This window comes from Streptosporangium jomthongense, assembly GCF_042650425.1.
Taxonomy (GTDB): domain Bacteria; phylum Actinomycetota; class Actinomycetes; order Streptosporangiales; family Streptosporangiaceae; genus Streptosporangium.
Map to the genome: position 1 here is coordinate 123,591 of NZ_JBHSBC010000053.1, position 14,009 is coordinate 137,599.

A 14,009-nucleotide genomic window follows, 5' to 3' on the forward strand; every position below is an offset into this window, starting at 1 on the left:
CTGTACGTCATACACGATTATTGTGCTATATGACGTACACAGATTCCGGCCGCACGAGAGGATGTTCCATGGCAGAGCTGCCCCCCGTCGTGGCGCGGATGTGGGACCGCGAACCCACCGCGCGCAGAGGCCCGAGGCCGCGCCTGGACCTGGCCACGATCACGACGGCCGCCATCGAGATCGCCGACACCGAGGGGCTGGCCGCCGTCTCCATGAGCAACGTCGCCGCCCAGGTGGGCGTCGCTCCGATGGCGCTCTACCGGTACGTCGGCAGCAAGGACGAACTGCTGACCGTCATGGCCGACAGCGCCGTGCCCCCACCGCCCGAACGCGAGAACCTGTCCTGGCGCGCCTACCTCGCCACGTGGACCCGGCTCACCCGCGACCTCCTGCTGTCCCGGCCCTGGCTGCTGGACCTGCGCCAGAGCACCCCGCCCATGGGGCCGCGGCGACTGCTCTGGCTTGACCGGGCTCTGGACGCGTTGTCCGGTACCGGGCTGGACGACGGCCAGAAGTTCAACGCCGCCACGGTGCTGACCGGCTACGCCCTCACCGACGCCACACTCACGCACTCGCTCGGCGCCGGTGGCAAGGAGCTCGCGGCCAGGGCCAAGGGAGCCACCGAGTACGGCGAGATACTCACCGAGGTCCTGGACCCCGCGACGTACCCGGCACTGTCGGCCATGATGCGCTCCGGCCTGCTCAGGGACTCCACCGGCTGGACGGAGGACGCCGACTTCCGGTTCGGCCTCGACCTCCTGCTGGACGGCATAGAGGCGCTGATCGCCCGCCCAGCCCGGTAGGGGTGCCGTTAACGAACGTGTCGCCAGCCCCAAACGAGCGCCGTCTCTTCAGTTCACGGCCCCTTACGGGGCGGGGGCTTCGGTCGCGTCGTCGTGATCGCGGAGCATGCGCAGCACGGTGGCCGGTGAGGGGTGCTGGCCCTTTTTCCTGCCGCGGGTGATGACCAGGCGGGCGGCGATGTCGCGCAGGCTGAGGTTCCGGCCGCGCAGGTGCAACGCCATCGACAGCATGGATTCGTCGGTGACGGTGGCGCCGCCGATGTGCTTGTCCCGGGTGCGGGTCGGCTCGTGACCTTCCAGAGTGCGGTCGCGGATGTACCCGCGCTCCATGTCCGACAGTGCCGTGAGCACGGTGAAGACGATCCCCGTCGGGTCGTGGCTGCCCTGCAGCTCGCCGGACAAGGACTCCAGGCCGATGCCCGCCGCCCGCAGTTGTTCGGCCAGCGCGACCAGTTCGCTGCCGCGCCCCAGCCGCTTGTGCTCGTGCACGACCAGAGTGACCGCCAGGCCCGAGGCCCGCATCTCGGCCGCCAGGGCGAGGGCTCGCTCGAGTTCGGGGCGAACAACGGCGCGAGTGATGCCGGTGGCCTTGAGCGCGTCGAGCTGGGTGTCGAGCGACAAGCGGGCGGTGTGATACTGCGCCGCCACCTTGCCGCGCCCAGTACGGCAGGGCGAGCCGGCCGGAGCGGCGCAGGAGGTCATCGGGCAGTCGCGGGCTTCCACGCGCGCGAAGTCGTCATCCGTCACCGCCGAAGTGTTTCAGGCGTGCGCGGTGATCCAGGTGAACAGCGCCGAGACGTGCGCGAGGTGGTTGTTGACGGTCGTCGGCGCCATCGGCGCGGGCGTGCCGTCGCGGCCGCGGTTGCCGGCGGCGGCCAGGTGGTCGCGCCAGGCGCTCACCTCGCGCGGGGTGACGGCCGAGAGCCGGTCGCGCCCGAGGCCGTCGGTGATCCAGGCGGCGAAGCGCTGCAGATTCCGGGAGATCTTGGCGCTGACCTCAGCCGAGCGGACCCCGCGCACGGCCAGTTCGAGGTAGCGCTCCGTCCACACCGGCAGGCTGTCGTCGGCCAGATCGAGCCGGTCGGGAAGCCCCGCTACCTTTCGTGAAGTGATTTCGGCGCGATCCGGAGCCGGGCTGAGCGAGGCCGAGCTGGGCGTGGAGGACGGCATGCAGCCAGGGTTACTTCACGGAAGGGCTGTTTCCTGAAGAGAAGTGAGGCGGCCCGCCACCACAACGAATGGCCCGCGCGTCGCGTTGGGCCATCGTCAGCTCTGGAGTTTCTTCCGTACGTGGTCCGCCCCTTCGGAGTCCCGCGGTTCCGTACCGCTCCCGACGCCCGGTCGGATTCATGCCGCTGCGTCGTCGTCGATGCCGAGGGTGACCGCCAGGTCGCGCAGGCACTCTTCGAAGACGGGCTCCAGGTCGGTGTAGGCGAAGTCCAGTTGGTGCAGGACTTCCATGCACAGCAGGCCGTACAGCCTGATCCAGCACGACAGGAAGACGTGGGCGGCTTCGGGCGGCAGTCGCCCATCGATGGTGGCGGAGTAGGCGGTCAGCTGCTCGCGCAGGGAGGCGGACAGGTCGGCCGGGTCGGGCACCGGGAACGGCCGTGTCCGCCACAGCTCGACCGTCAGGTCGAGCAGGACCTGCTCGAAACTCAGGGCGGCCTGGTGACGCACCGAGCCGGCACCGCGGTTCGGCGGTGCGATGGGGCTGGCGAAGATCCAGCCGAACTCGGCCGGGTGGGCGATGGCCCAGGTGCGCATGGCCCGGCAGACGGCCAGCAGGCGGTCGCCGATCGGCGCGCCGGCGCGGGCGTCGCGGGCCTGCTCCATGATGGCGGTCAGCTCGCGGAAGAAGTCTGCGGTCACCGCGCCGACCAGCTCGTCGTGGCCGGCGTAGTAGTGGTAGAGAGCCGGGCCGCTCATGCCGACCTGCCGGGCGACCGCGTTGATGGTCACCGCGGCCGATCCCTGCTCGACCAGCAGCCTGCGCGCGGCCGCGTGAATCTCCTCCAGGGTGGCCTGGCGCAGCCTTTCCCGCCTGCTGGTGTGTGCGGACATCGTCACCCCTTGTGTTGTTTCTTTGGCGCCGTTGACATCTTAGGGCATCTATGTTTCCTTAATGCCTCTAAATAACCTAGAGGTCGTAAGGAGCGAACATGGGACTTGCGTGGTGGATCCTTCTCGCGGTCGTGGTGCTGGTTACGGCCGTGTGGTGGCGGATGTCCAGATCCGCCCGCCTTCGGCGGCGCAAGGACTCCTGACATGACACGTACGATGCGCGACCGCTTGTTCGGCAAGTACGCCATGGAGGCGACCGTCACCGTGGCCCAGCAGGTCAACCCCGCCATGCGCCGGATCCGGCTGGAAACCGACCAGCCCGTCGCCTTCCCCTACACCCCCGGCCAGCACGTCAGGATCCAGCTGAAGGACCCGCTGTCGGTGTCGGGCATCCTGCGCCCGGCCGAGACGCTGCGCACCTACACGATCTGGGACCTCGACCCCGGCAGGAAGGCGATCGAACTGCGCATCCACCTGTACGCGGGTGACGGCATCGGACTGAAGTGGGCGCGGGCGGCACGGCCCGGGAACCGGGTGACCTTCTGGTGGCCGCAAGGTGACTTCTTCACCCGCGAGGCCGACTACCACGTGTTCGTCGGAGAGGAGACCGCCGGCGCCGCCTTCGGACCGATGATCAGAGCGTTGGGAGCCTCGACCGAGGTGTACGGCGTCCTGGAGAGCGAAACCCCCGAGCACGACCTGCCCATGCCCGGGACGCCGCCGCTGCGCCGCGTCCACCGCCACGGCGCCCCCGCTGTCGCCTCCCCGGTGCTGCTCGCGGCCGTGGCCGAACTCGACCTGCCGGGCAATGCCGGAGCCGCCTACGTGGCCGGGGAGGCGAGAACCTGCCAGTTGGTGCGCGATTTCCTGGTGCGCGAGCGCAACTGGCCACGGGCCTCGATCAAGACCAAGCCGTTCTGGGCCCCGGGCAAGCGGGGCCTGCACTGACCGTCAAGGAGACCTGAACATGAAAGTGATCATCGTAGGAGGCGGCATCGGCGGACTCGCCACGGCCGTCGCCTTCCATCGGCGAGGCTGGCAGGTGGAAGTCCTCGAACGCGCCGCTGAGTTCACCGAGGTGGGCGCGGGACTGACCATCCAGCCCAATGGCCTGCGCGCTCTGGACGCCATCGGCCTGGGCGAGCGGCTGCGCGCCGGTGGGCTGGCCGACCCGCTCGCGGGGATCCGCAGCAGGCGCGGGGACTGGCTGGTCCGCAATGACGTGGGCAGCCTCAAGCGCCGCTTCGGATCATGGGTGACCGTGCACCGGGCCGCCCTGGTCGACCTGCTGAGAGCAGTCGTGCCGCCCGACGCTCTGCGGTCCGGCATCGACGTGCAGCACGTTCAGCGCGACGGCACAGTCCGCCACAGCGGCGGCACCTCCACCGCCGATCTCGTCGTGGGCGCCGACGGCGTGCACAGCGTGACGCGCCGCTCGCTCTGGCCGCACCTTCCCGGTCCGCGCTATGTCGGCTACACCACCTGGCGTCTCATCGCTCCGCCTCAGCGCGTCGAGGGGAGCGTGGAGACGTGGGGTAGGGGCGAACGGTTCGGGCACGTGCCGATGCCCGACGGCCGCATCTACTGCTACGTGATGGCCAACGCGCCGGCCGGCTCCCGCGTCGGCCTGGATGAGCTGCGCGAACGCTTCGCCCGCTGGCACCACCCCATCCCCGCGCTCCTCGGCTCCGCGCAAGAGGAGGCGGTGCTGCAACACGACACCCACGAGCTGCCCATGTTGCCCGCGTACGTCTGCGGGAACGTGGCCGTTCTGGGAGACGCGGCCCACGCCATGACCCCCAACCTGGGGCAGGGCGCCTGCCAGGCGCTCGAGGATGCGGTCACGCTCGCGCACGCGGTGGACACCCTCGGCGTACGCGCAGGGCTGGAGGCGTACGACCGCACCCGCAGGCCGCGCACCCAGCTGATCGTCCGCCGTTCCCGCCAGGCCGGCGCCGCCGCGCACTGGACCTCCACGCCGCTGACCATCCTGCGGGACGCGGTTCTTCCCCTACTGCCCACCAGGTTCTTCGCCCGCTCGCTCACCCCCGCCTACACCTGGACGATCTGATGCTTCTCCCACGAATCCTGATCATTGCCGTCGCAGCGATCACGACGGTCGGTGCCGTGCTCGCCGACCTGGTCATCCCCGACCTGGCGGCACAGCACGCCTTCAACCCGGCCTGGCCGCCCCACGCCAAATTCCACGATGCCCAATACATGGTGATGACAGTGCTCCTCGGCCTCACCGGCCTGGCCCTCGCGCTACGGCCAGGCCGGAACACGCTGCTGCACGCCGCCGCCATCCTGGCCATCCCGTGGCTCGGCATGATCGGTGCGCTCCTGTTCCCCGCGACCGCCACCTACGACCCGGAGTTCGCCGACCGGACTGTCTTCGTCCTAGGACTGCACGGGCAGGTCTTTATGGCGATCGTCCTGCTCGTAGCCCTGCTCGTTGCGGCAGCGGTGACACTGCGCATGCCGTGGTCTCCGCCACCTGGTCATGAGCGCTATCACAGCCCTGCCTGAGTGCCTGTCTTCGAACCCGGACTGGATCTTGTAGTGGGTCACTACATGTGCGGCCCGAGGAAGCAACCGCCGGACGCGTCGATGACCTGCCCGGTGACCCAGCGGCCCGCGTCAGAGGCCAGGAAGCCGACCACGTCGGCGATGTCCTCGGGCTGGCCGACCCGGGGGATCGCGTTGCTGCTCGCGACCATCTTCTGGGCCTGGGGGTTGCCGCGCATCCACGGGTTGGCGTCGGTCTCGGTGGGGCCCGGGGTAACCGTGTTCACCGTGATGCCACGGGCCCCCACCGCATTGGCCAGGGTGCGGCCGAAAACGTTCATGGCCGCCTTGCTCATGGCGTACGCCAGTTCCGGGAGTGCGATCCGGGTCGCCGCCGACGACACGTTGATGATGCGACCACCGTCGTTCATCAGAGGAAGCGCTCGCTGGGCGATGAACAACGGCGCCTTGGTGTTGACGGCGAACACCTGGTCGAAGGCTTCGGGGGTGATCGACTCGATCGGCCCCGGGGCGCCGGTGGCGGCGTTGTTGACCACGATGTCCAGCCGCACCTGCCCTGTCCGTTCGCGCAGCCCGGCTTCCATCCCGGTGAACAGCGTGTCCACGTCGGTGGGAACGCCCAGCTCCGCCCGGACGGCGAAGGCGTTGCCGCCAGTTTTCTCGATCAGGGAGACGGTCTCCTGGGCAGCTGTCTCGTTGGACCCGTAATGCACGATCACCAGCGCGCCGTCGGCCGCCAACCGCCGCGCGATGGCCCGGCCGATGCCCCGCGAAGCCCCTGTCACCAGCGCTGTCCTGCCGTTGAGAGTCACTGCTTCCTGCCCTTCTTCACGTCCGTCACGTGCTCGTGCTTCACGATGTGAAGCCTGGCCAAGCGCGCTGACAACACAGTGACAACCCACTGACAGGTCGGAGCCCGTTCAGCAAGGGGCCGGGGCGTGACCGGGGTGTAGGGGACATTTCCGTTTGTGGGTGCTGCGCGGCGGTGCGTGCCGGTCGTCGGTGCCGGGCTCTCCCTCTCCGGTGAGGATGTGGCGGACCTGGAGAGCATCGCCCGCTGAACGCCACGTTGAACGGTTCGTGCCGTGCGTGGCCGTGCCGTGGCCGGGCACGGCTGCGTGCGCCGGATCAGTCGAGCAGTGCGGTCGCCTCGACCTCGACGAGGACGTCCGGCTCGAAGAGGTGGTCGACGCCGATGAGGGAGGCCGGGGGCATGGGGAGCCGAAGGCCGATCTCCTCGGCGACGGTCTCGACTCCGGCCATGAGGTCGCCGATCTTCTCCGGGCTCCACCGGGTCACATAGAACGTCAGGCGCAACACGTCCGCGAACGAGGCGCCTGCGCCGGCCAGGCCGGCGGCGGTGTTGCGCAGGGCCTGTGCGACCTGTCCGGCCAGATCGCCGGGGGCCACCGGGGTTCCGTCGGCCTGTCGGGCGACCTGCCCGCTGACATGGACGTGTGTGGTGCCCGTGCCGACGGCGACATGGTGGTAGGGGGTGGGCTGGAGCAGGCCTTCAGGGGTGAAGTGCTTGACGGTCATGGCTGTTTCTCCTTGTCAATGTAGGTATCTGTAAGCTACCTAGTAGGAGAAAGGCACTTCAACGAGACCAGGTTTCACCATGGATACCGACGGCGGGCTCCGCATCGACGCCCCGCACCGCGAGCTCCTCGATCAGGTGCTCGACAAGTGGTCCCTCGGTGTGCTCAACGAGCTCTGCGAACGCCCCTGCCGCTTCAACCAGCTGCGCCGGGCCATGCCCGCGGTCACGCAGAAGTCGCTGACCACGACTCTTCGCCGCCTGGAGCGTAACGGGGTGATCGAACGTGAGGTTCTCTCCACGCGGCCGGTGGCGATCGTGTATCGGATCACACCGCTCGGCAAGACCTTGCGGCAGCCCATCGACGTCCTGCTGGCCTGGGCGTCGGAGCACATGCCCGCCATCGAACACGCCCGCGACGCCTTCGACATGCGTGAGGACGCGGGCCTGTGAGACCTGTGCCCCGGCCCTGTTCGGGTCGGTGGCCGATGTCCTGGCGGGGCGGGCGGGGATCGGAGCCTTCTCCGCTGCCGTGTGGGGACTTCCGAGGGTGCGGCGTATCCACGGCTCGTCTCGGCGCGGTGATCGTCGGTTCCGCGGGGTGAGATGTGCCGTCGGGTCATCGACGCCGCACCCGGCCTGCTGGAGCGGAAGGAGTTGTGCGGCGGCTGGGGCGGCGTGGTGGAGTTCGGGCCGGCTGTCCCGTCCTTTACTCGCTGGTGTGGCATGGCGCTCTGCCGCCTTGCCGGGTCAAGGCACGCATGATCGGTTGTGTGGCGTTGCTTTGCGGCTGGTGGCATGGGCCTGAGCGGGGGCCTATTTGATCGGTCGCTGGGGCGGGTCGGTTGGCGGTCGGCGACAGAGGCGGATCTCTTGCATTACCCCGGTGTCCGGGGCGTGCGGCGATAGATCATGTGGGTCACACCGATTCCCTCGATGATCTCCGCCTGCTCGAAGCCGATCGGTGCTGTGGCGTTGAGCCCGGCCAGCACAGGCGTGCCGCCGCCGAGTACCACCGGCACGACGTCCAGCCGCAACTCGTCGAGCAGGCCGACCTTCAGCGCGTCGGCCGCGGTGCCGCCGGGACCGACGCCGACGTCGCGATGCCCGGCCACCTCGCGGGCTCGCGCGATCGCGTTCTCCACGCCGTCGCTGACGAACGTGAACGGTGTCGTCGCCGTCCAGCCGGACGGTGGTGGGCGGTGGCTGACAACGAACACCGGTACGCCGCCCGGGTGCCGCCCGTTCCAGCCCGCGGTGAGGTCGAACAGGTTCCGGCCGATGACACAGGCTCCGAGCGTCTCCTGGAGTCGGCGCAGGTAGCGGGCCGTTGCCTCGGAGGTGCGGTAGGTCAGCCGGTCCGGATCGGCCGTTGGCGTGGCCACGGAGCCTGCCGTGCACCAGGCGAACAGCTTGTCGAAGCCTGACTGGCCGGGGCCGGAGATGTACCCGTCCAGCGAGACCGACGCCTGTGTGAAGACCTTTCCCATGGTTGCCCCCGAGCGTCTGCGATTTTGACAAAGCTGGACGCTAGCACATATAAAACCATCAGGTTATGGAACCGGAGGGTTATGGAAATGGTTGCAAGCGACAGGCTGGACGCGACGTTCGCGGCGCTCGCCGACCCCACCCGACGGGCCATCCTGGCCCGGCTCGCGGCGGGTGACGCCACGGTCACCGAGCTGGCCGCGCCGTTCGCGATGAGCCAGCCCGCCGTCTCCAAACACCTGCGCGTGCTCGAACGGGCGGGCCTGATCAGCCGCGGCCGCGACGCACAACGCCGGCCATGCCGGCTGGTGGCCGAGCCGCTCAAGACGGCCACGGACTGGCTGGCCGACTACCGCGACTACTGGGAAGCGAGCTATCAGCGACTGGATGCCTTGCTGGAGGACCTGCAGGACGGCAAAACGTGACCTCCCCCCACCCCGGCCTCGGGCTGCACGTCGTCGCGTCCGGTGCCACCGGCCTCGTCCTCACCCGGACCTTCGCCGCTCCCGCGCCGCTGGTCTTCGCCGCGCTCACCGAGCCGGAACTGCTCCGCCGCTGGTACGGCGCCCGCGGCTGGCAGCTCACCGTTTGCGAGGTCGACCTACGCCCAGGCGGTGTCTGGCGGTTCGTCTCAACAGGGCCGGGTGGCTCCGAGATGGAACTACACGGGCTGTTCCGTGAGGTCGTGCCGCCTGTACGCCTCACACAGACCGAGATCCACCGTGACTGGGCCGACGGCGCGGCACTGGTCACCACCGTTCTGGACGAGACAGACGGACACACCACCATGACCGTCACCGCGCAGTACTCCTCGCCCGAAATTCGCGACATGGTCGTGCGCAGCTCCATGCAACGCGGCGCCGGCGAAGGATACGACCGCCTCGCCGCTGTACTCGCCACACTGCCACCACACCTCCCCTGACGAAAGGCGCCATCCATGACCGACGCATCCGCACCAGTCACCGAGATCCCGGCCGACCTCGGGGAAGTTCCCGAGGACTCCGGCAACCCGCCTGTGCCCCCTGGCACGCTGCTGCTGGAACTCGTGCCGGTGCCGACCACCGACATCGAACGGGCCAAGGCCTTCTACCAGGACCAGCTCGGGTTCCGTCTCGACGTCGACGTCAACCCCAAGCCCGGTGTCCGCGTCGTCCAGCTCACTCCGCCCGGTTCGGCATGCTCGATCACGCTCACCGAAGGCCTGCCCACACTCGACATGCCCCCAGGAACTCTGCGCGGTCTGCACCTCGTGGTGGCCGACATCGAGGCATCGCGCGCCCAACTCGTCGGGCGTGGCGTCGAGATCAGCGAGATCGAGGACTCCGGCGGCGTGCTCTACGCCTACTTCGCCGACCCGGACGGCAATACCTGGTGCCTTCAGCACATGCCCTGGCGCTAGTGGGGCGTGTGGTTGCTCGACGACTTCGACAGCCCGGGCGCCTGGCCAGGTGGCTGGACGACGTGCCCGTCGTGTTGGTGCCGCATGACTTCTAGTGCCAATATCCGTCGTAGTAATCAACCAGGTGCTGGGCGTCCGGGCCGGCCGAAGCGGCGGCGACTGTGAGGTCGGCCTCCCGGAGGATCTCCGACCGCACCCGTGGCGGCACCGACGCCGCGGGCACCTTCTGGCCGTCGCGGTGGAAGGTCATCGGGTTGGTCGCGCACAGCGCGTCCAGGTCCCAGCCCTCGTCGGACATGCCCTCGACGACGCGCAGGAGCCAGCGGGCCTGCCAGCCCGCGAGGTCGCGCACCACCTCGCCCTGCCCCTCGTGGCAGTCGTGCTCCCAGTAGCCGATCGACACGCCGGTCCATCCGTGCCGGATCAGTTCCGTCCGGGCCAGGTCGTAGCGCACGACATGACCGGCGACACGGTCCGGCTCTTTCACGTACACCTCGCGGAGGACTTGTTCGAACGGCTGCGCCAGACCCCTCTCGCGCCACGCACTCACCTCCTCGGCGCTTGCGTCGGCCGGGTGCCACAACGTGACAGGGCCCTCGGGGTGGTGCCCGGCCAGTTCCCAGCCGTCGACGGTTCTGACGGGCAGGCCAGAGGGGCCGCCGGGGGTCCGCCACACCAGGGTGCGTGCGTCGGGGCCGGTGACGGGGTGGTCGAGGAGATGTTCACCGACCTCACGCCAGGTCCATTCACGCTGGTGGATGAGCGCCTGCTCCAGGCGGTGGCGCGCGGCCGTGTGCGCCTGCTCGACCTCTCTGGGCGTGGCGGCGGTGGCGGGCAGAGCGCGGTCGAGGAGCTGGTCGCGGGTCAGCGCCGCCGCGTCGGCGAGCGCATCGAGTGCGCGAGTGGCGTTCTCCTGTACGGACGCCGCCCGCACGCGCGCCTGAATGAGCGCCAGTGGTGTGACTGTCTCGGGCCCGCCCCGGCGGGCCAGCACGCCGACAGCCCCGTTGGCGACGGTCTCGCTGCGGCAGCTGGAGCCGGGGCCGTCGTGGCCGGTGCCGCAGGTGACGGCGGCGTCGGCGAGCAGCGACGGGACCCAAGGCTCGTCAATGACCTCGCAGGTCCAGATCAGGCCGCACGCCGTCGAAACGGTCTGGCCCTTCAGGAAGCGGTCCTCGCTCCAGCTGATGTCGGCGTGATGACAGACGAACGGGCCGCCCCGGTAGGCGGCCAGGCGGGTGACCAGCTCGTGGACCAGGGTGACGGCCTCAGGAGTGAGCAGGTCGCAGACGACCCGCAACCAGCCGTCGCCTGGGGCCGGTGTGTCAGCGGTGGCCCAGTGACGTAGCAGCGGCAGCATTCCGGCCAGGCGAAGGCCGTACTCCTCGGCCAGTATCGTGGCGAAGGGGTCGGCCTCCCCGATCACGTTCCTGACCGCACCGTCTGGGCCGTCTTCGGTGAGCAGGCTTTCCAGGAGCGGCTGGAGCTCTCCGAGGTCTGTCAGGTGGCCGAACAGGTCGCGGCGCTGTTGCGGATGGAGCAGGTGGGCGGCTGACAGCGGAATCCGATAGAGCTCCTCGTGGCGGGTGTGGCCTTGGCGGGCCCAGTATCCGGCGCGTTCGGCCAGGTTCCAGGCGTCGCCGGGAGTCCAGTCGACGGCGCGCGCGGCCACGGTGCGGACCAGGCGCAGGACGCGCTCGTCGTAGTCGTGGCCGCCCTGCGGGCTGAGCCAGAGCTTGGTGTGGGCGTAGGTGCCGTAGAGGCGCCAGTCGGTGTCAGGGCCGGGGTCGAGGCCCTGCTCGGTGAGGGCGTCGAAGCGCTGGTAGGCCTCTTTGGTAGCCGGTTCCAGATGGTCCCAATTTCCCGCGCACGTCACCTGGTGATCATAGTCGCACGATGAAGGACCGCCGGGACGGTGGCCAGGTCGTCGCGGTCGTCCAGGAGCATCACCATGGCACTGAGCCTGTCCCAACAGCCGGGCCGGCCCCGCCGACGCCCCCGCGATCGTCCTGCTGCACGGCTACCCCACCAGCTCGTTCGTGTTCCGCGAACTCATCCCGCTGCCGGCCGACCGCTACCCTGTCATCGCGCCGGACCACCTCGGCTTCGGCCACTCGGTCTCCCCTTTCGCGGGGGAGTTCGCCTACACCTTCGACGCCCTCGCCGAACTCACCTCCGGACTGCTCGAACATCTGGGCCTTGACCGCTACGCCCTCTATGTCCAGGACGACGGCGCCCTCATCGGATGGCGTCTCGCGCTCCGGCACCCCGATATGCTGCCCGGCCCCCGTGGCCGTGGTCTTGGGCGGCGGCTTCGTGCGTTCTTGCACCTGTCGTGGAGTGGCGGGGTGAGGGGGTTACCGGGTGGGGATTCGCACGGTGAACGGTTCGTTGTCGAGTTCGCCGTGGACTTCGGTCTGGTTTTCTGCGCGGAAGGGTCGCCAGCTCAGCGACAGGCGGTTCCCGGGCGCGGTGGTGAGGGTCGCGGTTGCGGTTTTCGGGTTGAGGCGGATGGTCCCGGAGACCTGGACGTCCTTGACGTACCGGACCTGGTGGAGGGTGGTCGGCCCGCCTTCGGTTCGCAGGATGCGGCCGCCGCGCAGGCCGGGTTCGGTTTGGGGCGCAGGGGTGAGGGAGGTCGGGTTGAGGGGCGCGATCGCGTCGGCGGCTGTCGCGAAGGCCGCTGCCACGGTCCGGCGTTGCCTGTCGCTCAGTTCGTGGCCGTACGGCATGGCCAGCTCGCGTGCCTGTGTGGGGAAGTCGCCGAGCAGCCGGTAGTTCTCCGCGGTGCAGTCAGGGTGCGCCGGCTTGGTGGGGTCGGCGATGAAGGAGCGTAGGACGCCCTGCAGGCATGCGCCGAGCGGGTTGGATCCGAACAGCTGGCCGTGGCCTCCGAAGGGCACGGTGTAGGCGTGTCCCCTGGGGTGGCGGGCGGCCACGGAGGTGGCGTCGAGCGGGGAGGTGTCGGAGTCGAACTGGCCGCTGATCGCCAGGACGGGGACGTTCGGCCGGTTGCCGGTGGCCGGTGGGCTCTGGCGTGGGGTGGGCCAGTGGGCGCACTGTCGCGTCCAGTCGGCGACCGGTCCGGTGACTTCGGAGGGCCGGTAGGGCGCGTAGAGGTGGTGGCGTCGCGCGTAGGCGTTGAGTTGCCGGAGGCGTTCGGCGGTGGGGGCGTCGCGGTCGAAGGGGAATCTGGTGTCGCCGCAGTAGTAGGTGAACAGGGCCGGTGCGGGGGATCTGTCGGGCGGGGGTGGCGTGGCGCGGTTCATCAGGCGGCGCAGTGGGGCCGGGTCGTCTTTGAGGTAGGCGTTCGCCGCGGCCAGGGTGGATCTGGCGTCGGGGTTGGCGGCGGCGGTGAGCAGGTGGCCGGTCTGGCCGATGGGTAGCTTCGGGTCGGGCTGGGCGCGGAGTCGTTTCAGTAGTTCATCCCACAGGGCGGCCGGGTCGGGGTTGTGCCTGGCGCAGGCGGGTGAGCGGCGGCACGCGTTTCGCAGGGCTTTGAGGCCCAGTTTCTGCTGGTTGCGGAAGCCCTGTTCGGCGTAGCCGTCCTCGCCGGTGCCGATGACGCTTTCGAGGAACATGGCGCGCAGGTGCTTGGGGAAGCGGGTGGCGTAGGCCTGCCCGAGCAGTGTGCCGTAGGAGGATCCGACGAAGGTGACGTCGCGGACGCCGAGTGCGGCTCTGACGGCGTCGAGGTCGGCGGCGGCCTGGCCGGAGGTGAAGAATCCGCCCCTGTCGCCGATCTGGTGCGCGCACGCTTCGATCGTGTTCGGCCGGGTGATGTCGAGCCCGCGGCATGACAGCGGCGAGGATTCGCCGAATCCGCGTGGTTCGACCATGAGGATGTCGACCCGGTCGGACAGCGGTCCGAGCAGCGTCTTGGCGAGCCCGGCGTAGGAGGGGTCGAGTGGTCCGGGGCCGCCGCCGTTGGCGATCGCGGTGGTCAGGGGTGGGCGGCTGCGGTCGCCGCGGGGGATCCACAGGTAGGCGACGGAGATCTTCTCCGCGCCGGGGTTCGACCAGTCGAGGGGGACGCGGAGTTCGCCGTGGCAGGGGGTTGTCGCTTCCGCGCATGAGCGGGTGTGCGCCGCGGGGGTGGGCAGCAGGGCGGTCAGGGTCGCTCCGGCCGCCAGGAGGGCCTTCCAGGCAAGGTTCATGAGTACACAATGACTGTGCACAATGGATTGTG

At 69.5% G+C, this 14,009-nt stretch carries 16 protein-coding genes and 1 pseudogene; 9 read left to right on the plus strand and 8 right to left on the minus strand.

The genetic code is table 11. The annotated features are described in order from the left end of the window. Nucleotides 1-68: 68 nt before the first annotated feature. On the plus strand, nucleotides 69-803 hold the full coding sequence (locus ACFOYY_RS39390) for a TetR/AcrR family transcriptional regulator (RefSeq protein ID WP_386196393.1): 735 nt from the start codon (nucleotides 69-71) through the stop codon (nucleotides 801-803). 63 nt (nucleotides 804-866) lie between these two features. Here ACFOYY_RS39390 and ACFOYY_RS39395 read toward each other — a convergent pair whose 3' ends face one another. The 3 genes from ACFOYY_RS39395 to ACFOYY_RS39405 all read right to left on the minus strand — a co-directional run bounded on the left by ACFOYY_RS39395 (nucleotide 867) and on the right by ACFOYY_RS39405 (nucleotide 2,867). Further along, nucleotides 867-1,550 (minus strand): recombinase family protein, encoded by a 684-nt coding sequence (locus ACFOYY_RS39395; protein WP_386196395.1) that lies wholly within the window; start codon nucleotides 1,548-1,550, stop codon nucleotides 867-869. A gap of 12 nt (nucleotides 1,551-1,562) precedes the next feature. Continuing rightward, nucleotides 1,563-1,973 carry a hypothetical protein gene (locus tag ACFOYY_RS39400; protein WP_386196397.1) on the minus strand — a complete coding sequence of 137 codons (411 nt, stop codon included), beginning with the start codon at nucleotides 1,971-1,973 and terminating at the stop codon, nucleotides 1,563-1,565. Nucleotides 1,974-2,150: 177 nt separating this feature from the next. Next, complete coding sequence (locus ACFOYY_RS39405; RefSeq protein ID WP_362778860.1) at nucleotides 2,151-2,867, minus strand: TetR/AcrR family transcriptional regulator; 717 nt, start codon at nucleotides 2,865-2,867, stop codon at nucleotides 2,151-2,153. Between the two features lie 204 nt (nucleotides 2,868-3,071). Here ACFOYY_RS39405 and ACFOYY_RS39410 point away from each other — a divergent pair, with 204 nt between their 5' ends. The 3 genes from ACFOYY_RS39410 to ACFOYY_RS39420 are packed head-to-tail and all read left to right on the plus strand — an operon-like array spanning nucleotide 3,072 to nucleotide 5,396. Further along, complete coding sequence (locus ACFOYY_RS39410; protein ID WP_386196399.1) at nucleotides 3,072-3,815, plus strand: siderophore-interacting protein; 744 nt, start codon at nucleotides 3,072-3,074, stop codon at nucleotides 3,813-3,815. A 19-nt stretch (nucleotides 3,816-3,834) separates the two neighbouring features. Further along, nucleotides 3,835-4,938: an FAD-dependent monooxygenase gene (locus tag ACFOYY_RS39415; protein WP_386196401.1), complete on the plus strand. Its 1,104-nt coding sequence runs from the start codon at nucleotides 3,835-3,837 to the stop codon at nucleotides 4,936-4,938. Continuing rightward, nucleotides 4,938-5,396, plus strand: a complete 459-nt coding sequence (locus ACFOYY_RS39420) for a DUF6640 family protein (RefSeq protein WP_352013362.1) — start codon at nucleotides 4,938-4,940, stop codon at nucleotides 5,394-5,396. The genes ACFOYY_RS39415 and ACFOYY_RS39420 overlap by 1 nt, the downstream gene beginning before the upstream one ends. A gap of 41 nt (nucleotides 5,397-5,437) precedes the next feature. On the opposite strand, the gene ACFOYY_RS39425 is transcribed toward ACFOYY_RS39420, so the two are convergent. Together ACFOYY_RS39425 and ACFOYY_RS39430 are read right to left on the minus strand one after the other, a co-directional pair. Then, complete coding sequence (locus ACFOYY_RS39425; RefSeq protein ID WP_362914737.1) at nucleotides 5,438-6,208, minus strand: SDR family oxidoreductase; 771 nt, start codon at nucleotides 6,206-6,208, stop codon at nucleotides 5,438-5,440. 316 nt (nucleotides 6,209-6,524) lie between these two features. After that, a complete protein-coding gene (locus ACFOYY_RS39430; protein WP_352013364.1) occupies nucleotides 6,525-6,935 on the minus strand; it encodes a RidA family protein in 411 nt (136 codons plus the stop codon). A 79-nt stretch (nucleotides 6,936-7,014) separates the two neighbouring features. Between ACFOYY_RS39430 and ACFOYY_RS39435 the strand changes: the two genes are divergently transcribed. After that, the gene (locus ACFOYY_RS39435) at nucleotides 7,015-7,386 is read left to right on the plus strand and encodes a winged helix-turn-helix transcriptional regulator (RefSeq protein ID WP_352013365.1); all 372 of its coding nucleotides are present in this window, start codon (nucleotides 7,015-7,017) and stop codon (nucleotides 7,384-7,386) included. Between the two features lie 425 nt (nucleotides 7,387-7,811). Here the strand turns inward: ACFOYY_RS39435 and ACFOYY_RS39440 are convergent, their stop codons facing one another. Then, nucleotides 7,812-8,423, minus strand: coding sequence for a dihydrofolate reductase family protein (locus tag ACFOYY_RS39440; RefSeq protein WP_386196407.1), 612 nt, complete (start codon nucleotides 8,421-8,423; stop codon nucleotides 7,812-7,814). Nucleotides 8,424-8,510: 87 nt separating this feature from the next. Here ACFOYY_RS39440 and ACFOYY_RS39445 point away from each other — a divergent pair, with 87 nt between their 5' ends. Genes ACFOYY_RS39445 through ACFOYY_RS39455 form a run of 3 tightly spaced genes read left to right on the plus strand, consistent with a single transcriptional unit; the run spans nucleotide 8,511 to nucleotide 9,820 of the window. Further along, the gene (locus ACFOYY_RS39445; RefSeq protein ID WP_352013367.1) at nucleotides 8,511-8,846 is read left to right on the plus strand and encodes an ArsR/SmtB family transcription factor; all 336 of its coding nucleotides are present in this window, start codon (nucleotides 8,511-8,513) and stop codon (nucleotides 8,844-8,846) included. Then, on the plus strand, nucleotides 8,843-9,343 hold the full coding sequence (locus tag ACFOYY_RS39450) for an SRPBCC family protein (protein ID WP_362911913.1): 501 nt from the start codon (nucleotides 8,843-8,845) through the stop codon (nucleotides 9,341-9,343). Before ACFOYY_RS39445 ends, ACFOYY_RS39450 begins: the two co-directional genes overlap by 4 nt. A 15-nt stretch (nucleotides 9,344-9,358) precedes the next feature. Beyond that, entirely contained in the window at nucleotides 9,359-9,820 is a 462-nt protein-coding gene (locus ACFOYY_RS39455) for a VOC family protein (RefSeq protein ID WP_362778879.1), read from the plus strand. 91 nt (nucleotides 9,821-9,911) lie between these two features. On the opposite strand, the gene ACFOYY_RS39460 is transcribed toward ACFOYY_RS39455, so the two are convergent. Continuing rightward, nucleotides 9,912-11,696: a DUF4132 domain-containing protein gene (locus tag ACFOYY_RS39460; RefSeq protein WP_386196410.1), complete on the minus strand. Its 1,785-nt coding sequence runs from the start codon at nucleotides 11,694-11,696 to the stop codon at nucleotides 9,912-9,914. A 163-nt stretch (nucleotides 11,697-11,859) separates the two neighbouring features. Between ACFOYY_RS39460 and ACFOYY_RS39465 the strand changes: the two are divergent. Then, nucleotides 11,860-12,033, plus strand: a pseudogene (locus ACFOYY_RS39465) (alpha/beta fold hydrolase); the annotation flags it as partial. Nucleotides 12,034-12,177: 144 nt separating this feature from the next. On the opposite strand, the gene ACFOYY_RS39470 reads toward ACFOYY_RS39465, so the two are convergent. Further along, nucleotides 12,178-13,977: an alpha/beta fold hydrolase gene (locus ACFOYY_RS39470; RefSeq protein WP_386196411.1), complete on the minus strand. Its 1,800-nt coding sequence runs from the start codon at nucleotides 13,975-13,977 to the stop codon at nucleotides 12,178-12,180. Between the last annotated feature and the right edge of the window lie 32 nt (nucleotides 13,978-14,009).

Coding starts and splice junctions, on each gene's coding strand:
- ACFOYY_RS39455 (WP_362778879.1), top strand. CDS start 9,359: ATGACCGACGCATCCGCACCAGTCACCGAGATCCCGGCCGACCTCGGG.
- ACFOYY_RS39430 (WP_352013364.1), bottom strand. CDS start 6,935: ATGACCGTCAAGCACTTCACCCCTGAAGGCCTGCTCCAGCCCACCCCC.
- ACFOYY_RS39410 (WP_386196399.1), top strand. CDS start 3,072: ATGACACGTACGATGCGCGACCGCTTGTTCGGCAAGTACGCCATGGAG.
- ACFOYY_RS39390 (WP_386196393.1), top strand. CDS start 69: ATGGCAGAGCTGCCCCCCGTCGTGGCGCGGATGTGGGACCGCGAACCC.
- ACFOYY_RS39445 (WP_352013367.1), top strand. CDS start 8,511: ATGGTTGCAAGCGACAGGCTGGACGCGACGTTCGCGGCGCTCGCCGAC.
- ACFOYY_RS39420 (WP_352013362.1), top strand. CDS start 4,938: ATGCTTCTCCCACGAATCCTGATCATTGCCGTCGCAGCGATCACGACG.
- ACFOYY_RS39405 (WP_362778860.1), bottom strand. CDS start 2,867: ATGTCCGCACACACCAGCAGGCGGGAAAGGCTGCGCCAGGCCACCCTG.
- ACFOYY_RS39435 (WP_352013365.1), top strand. CDS start 7,015: ATGGATACCGACGGCGGGCTCCGCATCGACGCCCCGCACCGCGAGCTC.
- ACFOYY_RS39415 (WP_386196401.1), top strand. CDS start 3,835: ATGAAAGTGATCATCGTAGGAGGCGGCATCGGCGGACTCGCCACGGCC.
- ACFOYY_RS39440 (WP_386196407.1), bottom strand. CDS start 8,423: ATGGGAAAGGTCTTCACACAGGCGTCGGTCTCGCTGGACGGGTACATC.
- ACFOYY_RS39400 (WP_386196397.1), bottom strand. CDS start 1,973: ATGCCGTCCTCCACGCCCAGCTCGGCCTCGCTCAGCCCGGCTCCGGAT.
- ACFOYY_RS39470 (WP_386196411.1), bottom strand. CDS start 13,977: ATGAACCTTGCCTGGAAGGCCCTCCTGGCGGCCGGAGCGACCCTGACC.